Raw genomic sequence first — 16,318 nt, forward strand, 5'->3', positions numbered from 1 at the left:
GCCGTCGGCCGCGGCGCGCCCGACCCACCACGGCAGTGGGACGGTGGCGGGGGAGCCGCCGCCCGGTGACCGTGGTGCACGGGGGAGGGAGGTCCGGCCGGCCGGGGGGTTCGGCCGGACCTCTCGCATGTCCGCGACCGCGGCCGCGGCACCGCGACGCCGCGGTGCTTCTGTTCCTCGGCGCGCTCCGGTGACACTCCTCGGGCGCGCGTGCCGCCGCGTGTGCCGCCGCGCCTCCCCGGATCGGTCGCGCCGCTCCGTCCGGCGCGCACCCGCGTCAGGCGCCCACCGGCGTCAGGTGGGCAGGGTCAGGCGAGCAGCATCAGGCGGCGAGCCGTTCGGCGTCCGTGCCGCCGGCCGGTAGGTGCGCGGCCGGTGCCGCGACCTCCGCCGCGAGCGCCTCGATCCGGCGCAACGCCGCCCGCTGGTCGCAGCAGTGGGCCCCGAGCGCCGCGTTGCGCGCGACGATGGACCGCTCCGCGCGCAGCAGCGCCCACCCCCGGCGCAGCAGGAACGGCAGCGGCTTGCGGCTCTCGCGCACGTCGCGCGCCAGCCGGCGGCGGAAGTGGGTGACGGGCCGGTGGGCCAGGCAGATCGAGTCGGCCAGCAGTCCCGCCTCGGCGCAGGCCGCGCCGATCTCGGCGGCGAAGATCCCCTCGGCGATCAGCAGCGGGGCGCCGTCCCGGGTGAACGGGCGGCTGCCGGTGCGCGCGCTGCGGGCGAGGGAGTACTCGGGCAGTTCCGCCGCGCCCCGCTCGCACAGTTCCCGCAGCGCCCGGACGGCGTGGTCGCCGTTCCAGGAGGCCGGCGCGTCCCAGTCGGTGCCGGCGCCCGAGGGCAGTGCGGGGAGCGAGGGGTCGTCACCGTCCTTGTAGAAGTCGTCCAGCCGGACGACGGGGAGGCCGGTGCGGGCGGCGAGTCGGGACTTGCCCGACCCGGAGGGGCCGGTCAGCAGGATCACACGGGCGGGAGCGCTGGAGGTCACGGGCACCCATTGTCCCGTATCAACCGAACGGGTGAAGCCACCCGGGGAGAGCGTCGCGGGATCCGCACATTCGGCTACCCTGCGAGACGGCCTTTTCACCCGATGCGTCCGGCAGGTGCCCGCATGTCCTCTCACGCCCGTCATGCCCGTCACGCCCGTCATGCGCGGCCGAAGGCGATGGGCGCGCGACGCCTCGCGGTCGCGCTCGGCGTCGCCGGCAGCGCCGCCGTCGCGTCGGCGGGGACCGCGCAGGCGGCCCCCCAACTCCTCGGCGGATACGACCCGGTGAAGACCGTGGAGTACGTGGTCGCCCCGGCCGCCGATGTGAAGCTCTACCCGATGGCCGACACCGGGGTCGACCCGCTGAGCAACACGGTCCGGACCCAGATCGCGGACTTCCAGCCGGTGGGGACCGACCTCGTCACCGGCCCGCTCGCGGGCGGCGCCTCCCTGGCGGAGGTCACCGGAGCGCTCGGCGGACTGCTGGGGCGCTGAACCGACCCGCGACGCGCGACGGCGCCTGTGCCCCGGGGAAACCCGGGGCACAGGCGCCGTCGTCGTTGCGGCGGGCGCGCCTCAGTAGGAGGAGCCCGCGGCGCCGAGGCCGCCGGTGGGGTGCCAGACCGTCTTGGTCTCCAGGAAGGCCAGCATCCGGCCGGTGCCCGGGTCCGCCGCCCAGTCGGTGGCCGCGGGGCGCAGCACCCGCTTGAGGTTGTCGGCCGCGGCCACCTCCAGCTCGGTGGCCAGGCCGGTGTCCCCGGCCGCACCGGCCAGGTCGACGGCGTTGACGTCCCGGTGCGCGGCGAGCGGTGCGCCCACCTCGGCGGCGGAGCCCGAGAGGACGTTGACGACGCCGCCCGGCACGTCCGAGGTGGCGAGGACCTCCGCCAGCGAGAGCGCGGGCAGCGGGGCGAACTCGTCCGCCACCACCACGGCGGTGTTCCCGGTGACGATGACGGGCGCCACCACGGAGACCAGCCCCAGCAGCGAGGAGCCGGCGGGGGCGATCACGGCGACCACGCCGGTCGGCTCCGGGGTGGAGAGGTTGAAGTACGGCCCGGCCACGGGGTTGGCACCGCCGGCGACCTGGGCGATCTTGTCGGACCAGCCCGCGTACCAGACCCAGCGGTCGACCGCGGCGTCCACCTGGGCGGCGGCCTTGGCCCGGGAGAGCCCCTCGGCCGCCGCCACCTCGGCGGTGAACTGGTCGCGGCGCCCCTCCAACATCTCCGCGACGCGGTACAGCACCTGGCCGCGGTTGTAGGCCGTGGCGCCGGACCAGCCGCCGAACGCCTTGCGGGCGGCGACCACCGCGTTGCGGGCGTCCTTGCGGGACGACCGCGGCGCGTTGGCGAGCCAGTTGCCCTTGCTGTCGGTCACCTCGTACACCCGTCCGCTCTCGGAACGCGGGAACTTGCCGCCCATGTAGAGCTTGTACGTCTTCAGCACGCTCAGCCGGTCAGTGCTCAAGGTAGGCCTCCAGCCCGTGACGGCCGCCCTCGCGGCCGAAGCCCGACTCGCGGTACCCGCCGAAGGGCGAGGTCGGGTCGAACTTGTTGAACGTGTTGGCCCAGACGACTCCCGCGCGCAGCCGCTCGGAGACGGCGAGGATGCGGGAGCCCTTCTCCGTCCAGACGCCCGCGGAGAGGCCGTAGGGCGTGTTGTTGGCCTTGGCCACCGCCTCCTCGGGGGTGCGGAAGGTGAGGACCGACAGCACCGGGCCGAAGATCTCCTCCCGCGCCACGCGGTGCGCCTGGCTGACCCCGAGGAACAGCGTCGGCGCGAACCAGTACCCCTGCGAGGGCAGGTCGCACGGCGCCGTCCAGCGCCGCGCGCCCTCCGCCTCGCCGGAGTCGGCGAGCTCGGTGATGCGGGCCAGCTGCTCCGCCGAGTTGATGGCGCCGACGTCGGTGTTCTTGTCCAGCGGGTCACCGACACGGAGGGTGCGCAGCCGCCGCTGCAACGCCGTCAGCAGTTCGTCGTGGACGGACTCCTGCACCAGCAGCCGGGAACCGGCGCAGCACACCTGGCCCTGGTTGAAGAAGACGCCGTTGACGATGCCCTCGACGGCCTGGTCCAGGGGGGCGTCGTCGAAGACGATGTTGGCGCCCTTGCCGCCGAGCTCCAGGGTCAGCCGCTTGTCGGTCCCGGCGACCGTGCGGGCGATCTCCTTGCCCACGGCGGTGGAGCCGGTGAAGGCGACCTTGTCGACGCCCTCGTGGCCCACCAGCGCGGCGCCCGTCGCGCCGTCGCCGGTCAGGATGTTGACCACGCCGCGCGGCAGCCCGGCCTGGCGGCAGATGTCGGCGAAGAACAGCGCCGAGAGCGGTGTCGTCTCCGCGGGCTTGAGGACCACGGTGTTGCCGCAGGCCAGCGCGGGGGCGACCTTCCACGCCAGCATCAGCAGCGGGAAGTTCCAGGGGATGACCTGCGCCGCCACGCCCACCGGGCGGGGTGCGGGCCCGAAGCCGGCGTGCTCCAGCTTGTCGGCCCAGCCCGCGTAGTAGAAGAAGTGCGCGGCGACCAGCGGCAGGTCCGCGTCGCGGCTCTCCTTGATCGGCTTGCCGTTGTCCAGGGTCTCCAGCACCGCCAGCTCGCGCGAGCGCTCCTGGATGATCCGCGCGATGCGGAACAGGTACTTGGCCCGCTCGGCGCCGGGCAGCGCCGACCAGCCGGTGAAGGCGGTGCGGGCGGCGCGCACCGCGGCGTCCACGTCGGCCTCGCCCGCGTGGGCGACCTCCGACAGCTTCTCCTCGGTGGCGGGGGAGAGCGTGGTCATCACGCTGCCGTCCGCGGCCTCGCGGAACTCGCCGTCGACGAACAGGCCGTAGGAGGGAGCGATGTCGACGACGGCGCGGGACTCGGGTGCGGGCGCGTAGGTGAACAGCCCGGCGGGGGCGGCGGGGGAGCCGCTGGGGTGGGTGGCGTCGTGGGTCATGGCAGGGTCAGTCCACCGTCACGTAGTCGGGGCCGGAGTAGCGTCCGGAGGAGAGCTTCTGGCGCTGCATCAGCAGGTCGTTCAGCAGGCCGGAGGCGCCGAACCGGAACCAGTGCGGGCTCAGCCAGTCGTCGCCCAGCGTCTCGTTCACCATCACCAGGTACGTGAGGGCGTCCTTGGTGGTGCGGATGCCGCCGGCGGGCTTGACGCCGATCTGGTGCCCGGTGGCGTCGCGGAAGTCGCGGACGGCCTCCAGCATCACCAGGGTGTTGGACGGGGTGGCGTTGACGGCGACCTTGCCGGTGGAGGTCTTGATGAAGTCCGCCCCCGCGAGCATCGCCAGCCAGGAGGCGCGCCGCACGTTGTCGTAGGTGGCAAGCTCGCCGTTCTCGAAGATCACCTTCAGTCGGGCGGCGCCACCGCCGACACGGGCGCAGTTCTCGCGGACGGCGGCGATCTCCTCGAAGACCTTCAGGTACCGGCCGGAGAGGAACGCGCCCCGGTCGATCACCATGTCGATCTCGTCGGCGCCGGCGGCGACGGCCGCCCGGACGTCGGCCAGCTTGACCTCCAGCGGGGCACGCCCGGCGGGGAAGGCCGTCGCCACCGAGGCGACCAGGACACCCGACCCGGCGAGCGCCTCGCGGGCCACCGGGACCATGTCCGGGTAGACGCAGACGGCCGCGGGGCTGGGCGCGGTGCGGTCGGAGGGGTCCGGGTGGCGTCCCTTGGCGCACAGCGAGCGGACCTTCCCGGCGGTGTCGGCGCCCTCCAGGGTGGTCAGGTCGATCATGGAGATCGCCAGGTCGATCGCGTACGCCTTGGCCGTGGTCTTGATCGAGCGGGTGCCGAGCGCGGCGGCCCGCGCGTCGAGCCCCACCGCGTCGACCCCGGGCAGCCCGTGCAGGAAGCGGCGCAACGCCGCGTCGGAGGCGGTCACGTCCGCCAGAGCGGGAGCAGCAGAGGGTGGCATGGTCACCAGGGGAGCATATCTACGCGCGTAGCCGACTGTCATCCCCTCCCCCACCCCGGTCGCGGACGGTGCGGCGCGCCCCGGCGACAGGACCGGCAGCCCGCCGCGACGGGGCGTCGGGCACAATCGTGCGCATGACCAGTGAGCCGGACAACTACTCCGACCGCGTCTACCGATCGACCGGCGCGATGGTGGGAGGGGCGCTGCTCCTCGCCCTGATCGCCTGGCTCGGCGGCGACGCGCTGGTGCGCGGTTCGGGCCGGTCGCCGTTCATCGCGCTGGCGGTGGTGTGCATGCTGGCCCCGCTGATCGTCGCCTTCTCGCTGCGCCCCGCCGTCTTCGCCAACCCGGCCGGCGTCCGCATCCGCAACCCCTTCCGCACCGTGGTCGTGCCGTGGTCCCGCGTGGAGACCGTGCGTGCCGGCTACTCCTGCGAGCTGGTTGCCGAGGGCGTGACGTACCAGCTGTGGTCGATCCCCGTCTCGCTGCGGGCGCGCTCCCGCGCCAACCGGCACAACCAGCGGCTGGCCGCAGGGGAGCAGCCCAAGGGCGCCTTCGGCATCGGCACCGCCAACACCACCGACACCGGGCCGCGTTCGGCGCCGTCCGACGCCGCGGTCAGCGAGTTGAAGGAGATGGCGGAGCAGAACCGGGAGCGCGCGAAGTCCGAGGGGCAGGTGACGGTCACCTGGGCGTACGAGCTGATCGCCCCGGCCGCGCTCGGCGCCGTCGCCGTCCTGGTCCTCTGGCTCTCGGCCTGACCGGCCCGGCCGCCCGCCGCTGCTTCTCCGCCGACGCCCCGCCGCCGCGTGCCGTGACCGCGTGCGGCGGTTTCGGCTGTCGAGGGGCAGGGCGCATCACACCCTGTTTTCCGCAAACTTCCCTGTTGTGCTCTGCGGGTAGGTTCGTTTAGGGTCGTCGGGTGAGTGAGCGTCTGTTCTCGGTCCAGGCGGTGGCCGACCACCTCGGTCTGCACGTCCGCACCGTGCGCACCTACGTCCGCGACGGCCGGCTCCCGGCGGTCCGGATCGGCAAGCAGTACCGCGTCACCCAGGGCGACCTGGAGCGGTTCACCGGGCGTCCCGTCCCGGAGATCGATCCGGGGGCCGCCCCGGAGACCGGCCCCGGGGCGGCGCACCGCGCGCACGCCGACGTCTCCAGCATCGTCGAACTCGACGGTCTGGACAGGGAGCTGGCCGACCGGCTCTCGACCCTGCTCACCGCGGCTGCACGCACCCGGCTGCCCGGCGAGGAGCGGGTGCGGGTCGAGACCGTGCACGATCCGGCCCGCGGCCGGATGAAGGTCATCGTGGTGGGCGGGCTCGCCGACACCGCGCGCATGCTGGAGTACATCGAGGGGGTAGTGGGGTCATGAGCGAGATCTACCGCACAGAGGCGGGTGGCGAGGAGGTCCGCCGCCGGTACCGCGCGGCGCTGGACGCCTGGCCGGTCCCGTCGGAACGGCTCACCGTCGCCACGAGCCTGGGGGACACCTTCGTCCTGGCAGCGGGCCCCGAGGAGGCGCCGCCGGTGGTCCTGCTGCACGGCGCCTGCTCCAACGCGCTGACCTGGCAGGGCGCGGCTCCGGGGTGGAGCCGGCAGCTGCGGACCTACGCCGTCGACCTCCCGGGGGAGCCGGGGCTGAGCACCCCCGCCCGCCCGGCGCTGGACTCCGACGCCCCCGCGCACTGGCTCACCGAGGTCCTCGACGGCCTCGGTCTGGACACCCCCGCGCTGGTCGGCGCCTCTCTCGGCGGCTGGACCGCCCTGGACTTCGCGATCCGCCGGCCCGACCGGGTCTCCCGGCTGGCGCTGCTCGCGCCCGGCGGGGTGGGGCCCGCCCGGTTCGCCTGGCTGCTGCGCTGGGCGATGCTGCGGCCGTTCGGCGAGTGGGGGAGGCGCCGCTCCGCGGCCGACGTCGCCGGGCTGGACCCGGTCCACGACCGCGAGGTGCTCGACGAACTCTCCTTCGTGATGTCGGAGTTCAAGCCCCGCACCGAGAAGCTGCCCGTCTTCGCGGACGAGCTGCTGGCGCGGCTGGAGATGCCGACCCTGGTGCTCTGCGGCGCGCGCGACGCGATGTTCGACTCGCTGGAGACCGCACGCCGGTTCCGCAAGCGGGTGCCCCGCGCCGAGGTCGTCGTGCTGCCGCACGCCGGGCACGCCGTCCTCGACCAGGCGGACGCCGTGCGCCGCTTCCTGACCGGCCCGGTCCGCGTCTGAGCCCCGGCCGGGCAGGCAGCGGCCCGGCGCGCTCCCCGCGGGCCGTCGCCCGCAGCGGCGGGCCGGGACGGCCGCGGGGCCGCCCCGGCCCGCCGGGGCGGGGTCAGATGCCGAGCGCCGCGGTGAGGTCGCGCTTGAGCGCGGCGAGCGTCGCGGCCGCCTCGGCGCGGGCTGCCGGAAGGGCGTCGGCGCCAGGAACGTCCACCACCGCCTCCAGGTAGCACTTCAGCTTGGGCTCGGTCCCGCTGGGCCGGACCACGACCCGGGCGCCGCGCAGCGTGTAGCGCAGGCCGTCGGTGGGCGGCAGCGCCGCGCTGCCGGCGGCGAGGTCGTCCACCCGCAGGACCGGCAGCCCCGCCAGTTCGCTCGGCGGCGCGGCCCGCAGCCGCGCCATGGCGTCGGTGATCAGCGACAGCTCCGCGACGCGGAACGAGAGCTGGTCGGTCAGGTGCAGGCCGTGGGCGACGGCCAGCTCGTCCAGCAGCTCCGTGACGGTGCGGCCCTCCGCCTTCAACCCGCTCGCGACCTCCGCGACCAGCAGCGCGGCGGTGATGCCGTCCTTGTCGCGGACGGCGTCGGGGTCGACGCAGTAGCCCAGCGCCTCCTCGTAGGCGAACCGCAGCCCGGGGACCCGCCCCAGCCACTTGAACCCGGTGAGGGTCTCCTCGTAGGGCAGCCCGGCAGCCGTCGCCATCCGCCCCACGAGCGAGGAGGAGACGATGGTCGCGGCGAAGGTGCCGGTGGCGCCGCGCCGGATGAGGTGGGCCGCGAGCAGCGCCCCGACCTCGTCGCCGTGGAGCATCCGCCAGCCGCTCGGCGCGCCCGCGTCCGGCACCGCCACCGCGCAGCGGTCGGCGTCCGGGTCGTTGGCGACGACGAGGTCCGGCGGCGAGGCGGCGGCACGGGCGGCCGCGAACGCCAGGTCCATGGCGCCGGGCTCCTCCGGGTTGGGGAACGCGACGGTCGGGAAGTCCGGGTCGGGCAGTGCCTGCTCCGCGACCGGCAGCGGCGCGGGGAAACCGGCCCGGGCGAAGGCGGCCTCCAGCACCTGCTGCCCCACGCCGTGCAGCGGCGTGTAGACCAGCGAGGCGGTCCGCGGCGAGCCCTCCGTGAGGACGGCGGGCGCCCGGTCGAGGTACGCGTCGACGATCTCCTCGCCCAGCGTCTCCCAGCCCGACTCCGGCCGGGCCACCCCGGCGAGCGGGCCGACCGCCGTGATGCGGGCCGCGATGGAGGTGTCCGCGGGCGGCACGATCTGGCTGCCGTCGCCGAGGTACACCTTGTAGCCGTTGTCACGCGGCGGGTTGTGGCTGGCGGTGACGGCGATCCCGGCGACCGCACCGAGGTGGCGGACGGCGAACGCCAGCACGGGCGTCGGCAGCGGGCGGGGCAGCACGGCCGCCCGGAGTCCCGCGCCGGTCATGACGGCGGCGGTGTCGCGCGCGAAGTCGGCGCTGCGGTGCCGGGCGTCGTAGCCGACGACCACCAGCGGGCGGTCCAGCTCCGAATGGCGGTCCCGGAGCTCGGCGGCGATACCGGCGGCGGCACGGATCACCACGGCGCGGTTCATCCGCATCGGCCCCGCGCCGAGCTCGGCCCGCAGCCCTGCGGTGCCGAACTCCAGCTCCCCGGCGAACCGCGCGGCCAGCTCCTCCTGCGCGTCCGGCCCCTCGGCGGCGAGCAGCGCGGCCAGCTCCTCGCGGGTCTCCGCGTCGGGGTCCTCCGCCAGCCAGGCGGCGGCGCGCGCCCGGAGCTGCTCCTCGGCCGCGGCGCGGTGGTCGTCCGCCGTCATCCGATGCGCTCCAGGACCTGCGAGAGCAGCGCCCCCATGCGCACGGCCGAGTCGCGGCCCGCCTGCAGCACCTCGGCATGGTCCAGCGGCTCGCCGGTGATGCCCGCGGCGAGGTTGGTCACCAGCGAGACGCCCAGCACCTCCGCGCCCGCCTCGCGGGCGGCGATGGCCTCCAGGACCGTCGACATGCCGACCAGGTCGCCGCCGATGGCGCGGACCATGGCGATCTCGGCCGGGGTCTCGTAGTGCGGCCCGGGGAACTGGACGTAGACGCCCTCCTCCAGGTCCGGCTCGACCTCCTTGCACAGCGCCCGCAGCCGCGGCGAGTAGAGGTCGGTGAGGTCCACGAAGTTCGCGCCCTCGATGGGCGAGGCGGCGGTGAGGTTGATGTGATCGCTGATCAGCACCGGCTGGCCGGGGCGCATGCCGGGGCGGAGCCCGCCGCAGCCGTTGGTCAGCACGACGACCTTGCACCCCGCGGCGACCGCGGTGCGCACCCCGTGGGCGACGGCGGCGACGCCGTGGCCCTCGTAGTAGTGGGTGCGGCCCAGGAAGACCAGGGCGCGCTTGCCGCCGGCGGTGCGGTAGGAGCGGATGGTGCCGGAGTGGCCGAGGACGGCGGGCGGTGGGAAGCCCGGCAGTTCGGTGACGGGGAACTCGGCCTCCGGCTCACCCAGCGCGTCGGCGGCCGGTACCCACCCCGAGCCCATGACCAGAGCCACGTCGTGACTGTCCGCGCCGGTCAGCTCGCGCAGCCGTGCGGCAGCCGCCTCGGCCCTCTCCACATTCTCTGAAGCGTTCACGGGAGGGAGCCTAACCGCTTTTCGCCTACGCGCGTAGATCGGTGTCGGCCACTGTGGGCGACACCGCTCTCCGTCCTCCGCCCCGCGGTCCTGCCACCGACCGCCGTCCCGGCGGCTCCCCGCCGCGTACGGCCGGGGCCCGGGCCGGAGCCGTACGCGGGGGCGCGGCGAGGCGCTGAGCGCCGGGGCCGCGTGCCGACCCGCCGCCGGGCACGACCGCGCCGCGCCCCCGGCGGGGCGCCGGCACCGCAGCCGGGGCGGGCCTCAGCAGGGGCGCTTGCGCAGTTCCATCACGTAGTCGTGCGGGGCGTCCGCGGACTCCGCCGCATCGGCGATCTCGCCCAGGTAGCGGGCGCTCGGCAGCCCGCCCTCGTACCCGTTGAGCACGTAGACCCACGCGGGGAGGTCGCCCTCCAGCGTCGCCACGCGCACCCGCATCCTGCGGTAGATGTCGAGGCCGACACCCACCCAGCGGTCCATGCTGTCCTCGTCCATCGGGGCGATGTCGTACAGCGCGACGAACACCTGGGAGCGCGGTGCCTCGGCGATCGTGGCCAGCGCCCCCTCCCACCCCATGTGCTCCCCACCGAAGGTGAGGCGCCAGTCGGTGAGCCAGCCGGTACCCCGCAGCGGGGAGTGCGGCGCGCGACGCGACATCAGCCGGGCATCGAGGTTTCCCGCGTAGGCGGCGTAGAGCGACATGGTTTGAGAGTACGGGAGCGGTCGCCCGGGAGCCGGGGCACGCGCCCCGGCGGACGGCAACGAGAGGGGTCAGCGGGTGATCGTCGCGGCGGTGCGAGAGACTGTCGTACGTGACTCGGATCGTGATCATCGGTGGTGGACCTGGCGGCTACGAGGCTGCGCTCGCTGCGACGCAGTTCGGGGCGGAGGTGACGATCGTCGACCGCGACGGGCTCGGCGGTGCCTCCGTGCTGACCGACTGCGTGCCCTCCAAGACGCTCATCGCCACCGCCGAGGTCATGACGACCTTCGACTCCTCCTACGAGGAGCTGGGCATCGTCATGGATCGGGAGGACGACCCGGACGCGCCCGGGCCGGTGGTGGGAGTGGACCTCGGCAAGGTGAACCGGCGCGTCAAGCGCCTGGCACTGGCCCAGTCCCACGACATCACCGCCTCGGTGACGCGGGCCGGCGTGACGGTGCTCGCCGGGCGCGGCCGGCTGGAGCCGGAGCGCGCGGCGGACGGTGCCCGCCGGGTGACCGTCACCGAGCCGGACGGCTCGACCCGCGAGCTGGTCGCCGACGCGGTCCTCGTCGCCACCGGCGGCACCCCGCGCGAACTGGCCGACGCCAAGCCGGACGGCGAGCGCATCCTCAACTGGACGCAGGTCTACGACCTGGCCGAGCTGCCCTCGGAGCTGATCGTGGTCGGCTCCGGCGTCACCGGCGCCGAGTTCGCGGGCGCCTACCAGGCGCTGGGTTCGCGGGTCACCCTGGTCTCCTCCCGCGACCGCGTCCTGCCCGGCGAGGACTCCGACGCGGCCGTCGTGCTGGAGGACGTCTTCCGCCGGCGCGGCATGAACGTCATGGCCCGCTCACGCGCCGCCTCCGTCGAAAGGGTGAAGGGCGAGGACGGCGAGGAGCAGGTGCGGGTCACGCTCTCGGACGGCCGCGTCATCCACGGCTCGCACTGCCTGATGGCGGTCGGCGCCGTGCCGAACACCTCCGACATGGGGCTGGAGGAGGCCGGGGTGCGGCTGAAGGACTCCGGCCACATCTGGACCGACCGGGTCTCCCGCACCAGCGCGCCCGGCGTCTACGCCGCCGGTGACTGCACCGGCGTCTTCGCTCTCGCGTCGGTCGCCGCGATGCAGGGCCGGATCGCGATGTACCACGTCCTGGGCGGCGCGGTGGCGCCGCTGGACCTCACGACGGTCTCGGCCAACATCTTCACCGACCCCGAGATCGCGACCGTCGGCTACACCCAGGCCGACGTCGACGCGGGTCGCATCGACGCCGAGGTGGTGAAGCTGCCGCTGCTGCGCAACGCGCGCGCCAAGATGCAGGGCATCCGCGACGGGTTCGTGAAGCTGATCTGCCGCCCGGGCACCGGGATCGTGGTGGGCGGTGTGGTCGTCGCGCCGCGCGCCAGCGAACTGATCCACCCCATCTCGGTCGCCGTCGACAACAGCCTGACCGTCGACCAGATCGCAAAGGCGTTCACGGTGTACCCGTCGCTGTCGGGATCGATCGCCGAGGTGGCCCGCCAGCTCCAGGTGCGGAAGGTCGCCGGGGAGGGCTGACCCGCTCCGCCGATCCGCCCCCGCGGCCTGTCCTGACAGGTCGCGGGGGTTCGTGCTGTCCGGAGCCGGGTAGTCCGCCCAGGCGGGCGCCGCGGCCCCTATACCACGCCGGGCGGTCCGGTGATGACATCTTCGGAGATTTGCCGCAAGCTGCTGAAACCAGGCGGACTTTGGCGTTACGGTCGGTTCCGTGTTCGCTGCAGAACGTCGTCAAATGATCCTGGAGATGGTGCGCGCCAACGGCGCCGTCTCCCTCCGAGAGCTAGCCCGCGTCGTACAGACCTCAGAGGTCACCGTGCGACGCGACGTCCGCATCCTTGAGGCCGAGGGCCTCCTCGACCGGCGCCACGGCGGCGCCGTCCTGCCCGGGGGCTTCACCCGCGAGGCCGGCTTCCCGCAGCGGTCCCTGGCCGCCTCCGCGGAGAAGGCCGCCATCGCGGAGGCCGCCGCCGGGCTCGTCGGCGAGGGCGAGGCCGTGGTCGTCGGGGCCGGCACCACCACCCAGGAGCTGGCGCGCCGGCTCGCCCGGGTGGCCGGGCTGACCGTCGTCACCAACTCCCTGCTGGTCGCCCAGGCCCTGGCCCACGCCAACCGGGTCGAGGTCGTCATGACCGGGGGCACCCTGCGGGGCTCCAACTACGCGCTGGTGGGCAGCGGGGCCGAGCAGTCCCTCCAGGGGCTGCGGGTGTCACGCGCCTTCATCTCCGGTGCCGGGCTGACCGCCGAGCGCGGGCTGTCCACCTCCAACATGCTCTCCGCCTCGGTGGACCGCGCGCTGGTCCACGCCGCGGCGGAGGTGGTGGTCCTCGCCGACCAGTCCAAGCTGGGCGCGGACACCATGTTCCAGACGGTGCCCACCGAGATGATCTCCCATCTCGTCACCGACCAGCCGGCCCCCGACAGCGAGGCGGCTGCGCAGTTGGAGGCCCTGGCGGACCAGGGCGTCCGGATCTCCGTCGCCCCCGGCGAGGCCGCCCGCGGGGGGCGGGCTCGCCGGGACTTCCCCGTGCCGACACCGCGCAGCCCGTCGGCCAATCCGCTGGGGCAGGGCGCCGCGGCGGGCCGCCGAGGCGGCGGCTGACGGCGGGGTCCGCTGCGGTCAGCCATGCGGTCCGTCGTGGGCGTCGTGGGCGGGCGGGGCCGCGCCGCGACGCGGCGCCGTCCGCGGGTGGGTCCCTCGGTCGGCTCTCTCCGGGGCGGCTCAGTCCAGGTCGGAGAGGTCCAGCACGAAGCAGTGGCGGACGTCGCCGCGTGCGAGCCGTTCCAGCGCCTCGTTGACGCGGGCCGAGGGAAGCGGCTCGATGTCCGCGGTGATGCCGTGCTCCGCGCAGAAGGCGAGCACAGTCCGCTGAGCCCGACCACCGCCACCCGCCTGCCGGGTCCGGCCCCGAGCGCGCGCAGTGGCTCCCCGACAGTGATGCCGGCGCAGAGCAGCGGGGCCGCCCCCGCGGGGTTCAGTCCCGGCGGCAGCGCGTGGGTGAACCCCTCGTCGACGATGTACGCGCGGGAGTAGCCGCCGAGGGTGGTGGTGCCGTCGTGACGGTCGGCCCCGCCGTAGGTGCGGACGGGGAAGGCGTGGCAGTAGTTCTCCTGTCCGTCCCGGCACATCGCGCAGGTGCGGCGGGAGTCGACGATGTTCCCGACCGCCACCCGGTCGCCGGGCGCGAACCGTGTCACGGCGGCGCCGGTGACGAGCGGCGCGCGCTGTTGCGCGAGAGCGTGCGGCGCGCCGTCGCTCCCGGCTGAGGGCAGCCGCTGTGGCGGCGTCCCCCGCCGCCGCTCAGCCGTCGCCGACGAGGCCGGTGCGCCAGGCCCGTAGGGAATCTCCACGCGGTTTTGCGGGCGCCGATCCTGCCGGGACGTTCCTCAGATGCGTCGTGACCGTTCCCAACGCCGATGATCAGCTGTGTCGCGGTCTCGGCGTTGGTCAACCCGTCGGCCGCCAGGACGAGCACCTCCACCTCCCGCGCCGTGAGCCCGTGCCCCCGAGTGGGCCGCCGTGCTCCGGGACCGCCATTCGGAGCTGGACCGCCCGCTGGTGGTCGTCGGCTACGACGCCCGGCACCGCAGCGCCGACCGATCGGTCGCCCCCCCCCCGTCGTTGCGGTGTGCTGCCAGGTCAGTCCTTGATCTCGCAGATCGCCGCGCCGGCCGAGAGGGCGGCGCCGACCTCGGCGGTCAGCCCCTTCACGGTCCCGGCCCGGTGGGCGTTGATGGGCTGCTCCATCTTCATGGCCTCCAGCACCACCACCAGGTCGCCCTCGGCGACGGTCTGGCCCTCCTCGACGGCGACCTTGACGATCGTCCCCTGCATCGGGGAGGCGAGCGCGTCACCGGTGACGGCGGAACCGGCCTTGCGGCCGCCGCGCCGACGCGCCGGCTTGGCGCCGCCCGCGACGGCGGCGCGGGCCAGCGGCATGGCGAGCGTCGCGGGCAGCGACACCTCCAGCCGCTTGCCGGCGACCTCCACGACGACGGTCTCGCGGATGTGGGCGTCCTCGTCCTCGCCGATCCCGCCGGGGGCGAATGGCGGCAGCTCGTTGACGAACTCCGTCTCGATCCACCGGGTGTGGACGGTGAACGGGCCCTTCTCGCCGTGGACCTCCGGCGCGAACGCCGGGTCGGCCACGACCGCGCGGTGGAACGGGATGGCCGTCGCCATGCCCTCGACGCGGAACTCGGCCAGTGCGCGGGAGGCGCGACGGAGCGCCTGCTCACGGGTGGCACCGGTCACGATCAGCTTGGCGAGCAGCGAGTCCCACGCCGGGCCGATGACGGTTCCGGACTCCACCCCCGCGTCCAGGCGGACGCCGGGGCCGGCCGGGGCCTCGAAGGCGGTGACGGTGCCGGGAGCGGGGAGGAAGTTGCGGCCCGGGTCCTCGCCGTTGATGCGGAACTCGATGGAGTGGCCGCGGAGTTCCGGGTCGTCGTACCCCAGCTCCTCGCCGTCGGCGATACGGAACTGCTCGATCACCAGGTCGATCCCGGTGACCTCCTCGGTGACCGGGTGCTCCACCTGGAGCCGGGTGTTCACCTCCAGGAACGAGATGGTGCCGTCCTGGCCCACGAGGAACTCGCAGGTCCCGGCGCCGACGTAGCCGGCCTCGCGCAGGATCGCCTTGGACGCCCGGTAGAGCTCGGCGTTCTGCTCCGGCGTGAGGTACGGCGCGGGCGCCTCCTCGACCAGCTTCTGGTGGCGGCGCTGCAGGGAGCAGTCGCGGGTGGAGACCACGACCACGTTGCCGTGCCGGTCGGCGAGGCACTGGGTCTCGACGTGCCGCGGCCGGTCGAGGTAGCGCTCGACGAAGCACTCCCCGCGACCGAAGGAGACGACGGCCTCGCGGACCGCCGACTCGTAGAGCTCGGCGACCTCGTCCAGGGTGCGGGCGACCTTCAGTCCGCGGCCACCGCCACCGAACGCCGCCTTGATGGCGACCGGCAGGCCGTGCTCCTCGGCGAACGCCACGACCTCGTCGGCGCCGCTCACGGGGTCCTTGGTGCCGGCGACGAGCGGCGCGCCGGCGCGCTGCGCGATGTGGCGGGCGGCGACCTTGTCGCCGAGGTCGCGGATCGCCTGCGGCGGCGGACCGATCCAGGTCAGCCCGGCATCCATGACGGCCTGGGCGAACTCGGCGTTCTCCGAGAGGAAGCCGTAGCCCGGGTGCACGGCGTCGGCACCGGAGTCGGCGGCGGCCTTCAGCACCTTCTGGAAGTCGAGATAGCTGGTCGCGGGGGTGTCACCACCCAGCGCGAACGCCTCGTCCGCGGCGCGCACATGGGGCGCGTCCCGGTCCGGTTCTGCGTATACGGCGACGCTGGCGATACCGGTATCCCGGCAGGCTCGCGCGACGCGGACGGCGATTTCGCCGCGATTGGCGATGAGCACCTTGCGCACGTTGGCTCCCTCCTTGGAACACAGCGATTTTAGATACACACCACACCGCGCGCCGAGTCCCCCGCAAAAGTGAGTACCTGCGTACCCAGGGTGACCGGTCGGCGGCTCCGGTCCGTGGCATCCCTGGTAATGACGCCGTACAGCGGCCATCCGTTTCCGGTCGCGGAGCGCGCGTGGCAGGGGCCGAAGGCCCGAGAAGCCTGCGGCTTTTGTGGGGACCTGCCAACGCGTACCGGGAAGATTTTTCTGAAGCGGGCCGCGGCGCGCGGCGGGAGACGGCCCACCGGGTGGTCAGCGCCCTGTGCCGGCGCCACGGGGTTGGCCGGTTCGGTCGGTCCCCGCCGGGGCGCGGACCCACCCGCCGCCGGCTGCTCGCAGTGCCGCCGCCAGAAGCTGGTCGAGGAGGCGCCCGCGCCGTACCTCACGCCGGAGCAGAACGCCGAGC

At 74.4% G+C, this 16,318-nt stretch carries 15 protein-coding genes and 1 pseudogene; 6 read left to right on the plus strand and 10 right to left on the minus strand.

Annotated features, from left to right (window positions below):
* Nucleotides 1–322: 322 nt before the first annotated feature.
* Nucleotides 323–985, minus strand: a complete 663-nt coding sequence (locus HCN52_RS12870; RefSeq protein WP_312876672.1) for a uridine kinase family protein — start codon at nt 983–985, stop codon at nt 323–325.
* A 123-nt stretch (nt 986–1,108) separates the two neighbouring features.
* On the opposite strand from HCN52_RS12870, the gene HCN52_RS12875 reads away from it, so the two are divergent.
* Entirely contained in the window at nt 1,109–1,480 is a 372-nt protein-coding gene (locus HCN52_RS12875; RefSeq protein WP_168088574.1) for a hypothetical protein, read from the plus strand.
* An 81-nt stretch (nt 1,481–1,561) separates the two neighbouring features.
* On the opposite strand, the gene HCN52_RS12880 is transcribed toward HCN52_RS12875, so the two are convergent.
* Genes HCN52_RS12880 through deoC form a run of 3 tightly spaced genes read right to left on the minus strand, consistent with a single transcriptional unit; the run spans nt 1,562 to nt 4,896 of the window.
* The gene (locus tag HCN52_RS12880; protein WP_168088575.1) at nt 1,562–2,455 is read right to left on the minus strand and encodes an aldehyde dehydrogenase family protein; all 894 of its coding nucleotides are present in this window, start codon (nt 2,453–2,455) and stop codon (nt 1,562–1,564) included.
* A complete protein-coding gene (locus HCN52_RS12885) occupies nt 2,445–3,923 on the minus strand; it encodes an aldehyde dehydrogenase family protein (RefSeq protein ID WP_168088576.1) in 1,479 nt (492 codons plus the stop codon). Before HCN52_RS12885 ends, HCN52_RS12880 begins: the two co-directional genes overlap by 11 nt.
* A gap of 7 nt (nt 3,924–3,930) precedes the next feature.
* Nucleotides 3,931–4,896 (minus strand): deoxyribose-phosphate aldolase, encoded by a 966-nt coding sequence (gene deoC, locus HCN52_RS12890; protein ID WP_168088583.1) that lies wholly within the window; start codon nt 4,894–4,896, stop codon nt 3,931–3,933.
* Nucleotides 4,897–5,030: 134 nt separating this feature from the next.
* Between deoC and HCN52_RS12895 the strand changes: the two genes are divergently transcribed.
* The 3 genes from HCN52_RS12895 to HCN52_RS12905 all read left to right on the plus strand — a co-directional run bounded on the left by HCN52_RS12895 (nt 5,031) and on the right by HCN52_RS12905 (nt 7,119).
* Nucleotides 5,031–5,657 carry a PH domain-containing protein gene (locus HCN52_RS12895; protein ID WP_168088577.1) on the plus strand — a complete coding sequence of 209 codons (627 nt, stop codon included), beginning with the start codon at nt 5,031–5,033 and terminating at the stop codon, nt 5,655–5,657.
* Nucleotides 5,658–5,818: 161 nt separating this feature from the next.
* Entirely contained in the window at nt 5,819–6,271 is a 453-nt protein-coding gene (locus tag HCN52_RS12900; protein ID WP_168088578.1) for a helix-turn-helix domain-containing protein, read from the plus strand.
* A complete protein-coding gene (locus tag HCN52_RS12905) occupies nt 6,268–7,119 on the plus strand; it encodes an alpha/beta fold hydrolase (RefSeq protein WP_168088579.1) in 852 nt (283 codons plus the stop codon). Before HCN52_RS12900 ends, HCN52_RS12905 begins: the two co-directional genes overlap by 4 nt.
* A gap of 103 nt (nt 7,120–7,222) precedes the next feature.
* Here HCN52_RS12905 and HCN52_RS12910 read toward each other — a convergent pair whose 3' ends face one another.
* From HCN52_RS12910 to HCN52_RS12920, 3 genes are all read right to left on the minus strand, one after another.
* Nucleotides 7,223–8,911 carry a phospho-sugar mutase gene (locus HCN52_RS12910; RefSeq protein WP_168088580.1) on the minus strand — a complete coding sequence of 563 codons (1,689 nt, stop codon included), beginning with the start codon at nt 8,909–8,911 and terminating at the stop codon, nt 7,223–7,225.
* Nucleotides 8,908–9,714 (minus strand): purine-nucleoside phosphorylase, encoded by an 807-nt coding sequence (locus HCN52_RS12915; RefSeq protein ID WP_168088581.1) that lies wholly within the window; start codon nt 9,712–9,714, stop codon nt 8,908–8,910. The genes HCN52_RS12910 and HCN52_RS12915 overlap by 4 nt, the downstream gene beginning before the upstream one ends.
* Before the next feature lie 264 nt (nt 9,715–9,978).
* On the minus strand, nt 9,979–10,416 hold the full coding sequence (locus tag HCN52_RS12920) for a gamma-glutamylcyclotransferase (protein WP_167973508.1): 438 nt from the start codon (nt 10,414–10,416) through the stop codon (nt 9,979–9,981).
* A 101-nt stretch (nt 10,417–10,517) separates the two neighbouring features.
* Between HCN52_RS12920 and HCN52_RS12925 the strand changes: the two genes are divergently transcribed.
* Both HCN52_RS12925 and HCN52_RS12930 read left to right on the plus strand, forming a co-directional pair.
* On the plus strand, nt 10,518–11,978 hold the full coding sequence (locus HCN52_RS12925; RefSeq protein WP_168088584.1) for an NAD(P)H-quinone dehydrogenase: 1,461 nt from the start codon (nt 10,518–10,520) through the stop codon (nt 11,976–11,978).
* 190 nt (nt 11,979–12,168) lie between these two features.
* Nucleotides 12,169–13,059: a DeoR/GlpR family DNA-binding transcription regulator gene (locus HCN52_RS12930; RefSeq protein ID WP_312876673.1), complete on the plus strand. Its 891-nt coding sequence runs from the start codon at nt 12,169–12,171 to the stop codon at nt 13,057–13,059.
* A 120-nt stretch (nt 13,060–13,179) separates the two neighbouring features.
* Here HCN52_RS12930 and HCN52_RS26510 read toward each other — a convergent pair whose 3' ends face one another.
* The 3 genes and pseudogenes from HCN52_RS26510 to HCN52_RS12940 all read right to left on the minus strand — a co-directional run bounded on the left by HCN52_RS26510 (nt 13,180) and on the right by HCN52_RS12940 (nt 15,873).
* Nucleotides 13,180–13,320, minus strand: coding sequence for a hypothetical protein (locus tag HCN52_RS26510; RefSeq protein WP_446696971.1), 141 nt, complete (start codon nt 13,318–13,320; stop codon nt 13,180–13,182).
* A pseudogene (locus tag HCN52_RS12935) lies at nt 13,320–13,667 on the minus strand (alcohol dehydrogenase catalytic domain-containing protein); the annotation flags it as partial. The gene HCN52_RS26510 and the pseudogene HCN52_RS12935, both read right to left, overlap by 1 nt.
* Before the next feature lie 430 nt (nt 13,668–14,097).
* Entirely contained in the window at nt 14,098–15,873 is a 1,776-nt protein-coding gene (locus tag HCN52_RS12940; RefSeq protein ID WP_168088582.1) for an acetyl/propionyl/methylcrotonyl-CoA carboxylase subunit alpha, read from the minus strand.
* Nucleotides 15,874–16,318 lie beyond the last annotated feature (445 nt).

It is taken from the genome of Streptomyces bohaiensis, from assembly GCF_012033785.1.
GTDB lineage: Bacteria > Actinomycetota > Actinomycetes > Streptomycetales > Streptomycetaceae > Streptomyces > Streptomyces bohaiensis.

What these genes read in the sequence shown, in the direction of transcription:
- HCN52_RS12905 (WP_168088579.1), top strand. Translation starts at nt 6,268, where the DNA reads ATGAGCGAGATCTACCGCACAGAGGCGGGTGGCGAGGAGGTCCGCCGC.
- HCN52_RS12885 (WP_168088576.1), bottom strand. Translation starts at nt 3,923, where the DNA reads ATGACCCACGACGCCACCCACCCCAGCGGCTCCCCCGCCGCCCCCGCC.
- HCN52_RS12875 (WP_168088574.1), top strand. Translation starts at nt 1,109, where the DNA reads ATGTCCTCTCACGCCCGTCATGCCCGTCACGCCCGTCATGCGCGGCCG.
- HCN52_RS12920 (WP_167973508.1), bottom strand. Translation starts at nt 10,416, where the DNA reads ATGTCGCTCTACGCCGCCTACGCGGGAAACCTCGATGCCCGGCTGATG.
- HCN52_RS12895 (WP_168088577.1), top strand. Translation starts at nt 5,031, where the DNA reads ATGACCAGTGAGCCGGACAACTACTCCGACCGCGTCTACCGATCGACC.
- deoC (WP_168088583.1), bottom strand. Translation starts at nt 4,896, where the DNA reads ATGCCACCCTCTGCTGCTCCCGCTCTGGCGGACGTGACCGCCTCCGAC.
- HCN52_RS12910 (WP_168088580.1), bottom strand. Translation starts at nt 8,911, where the DNA reads ATGACGGCGGACGACCACCGCGCCGCGGCCGAGGAGCAGCTCCGGGCG.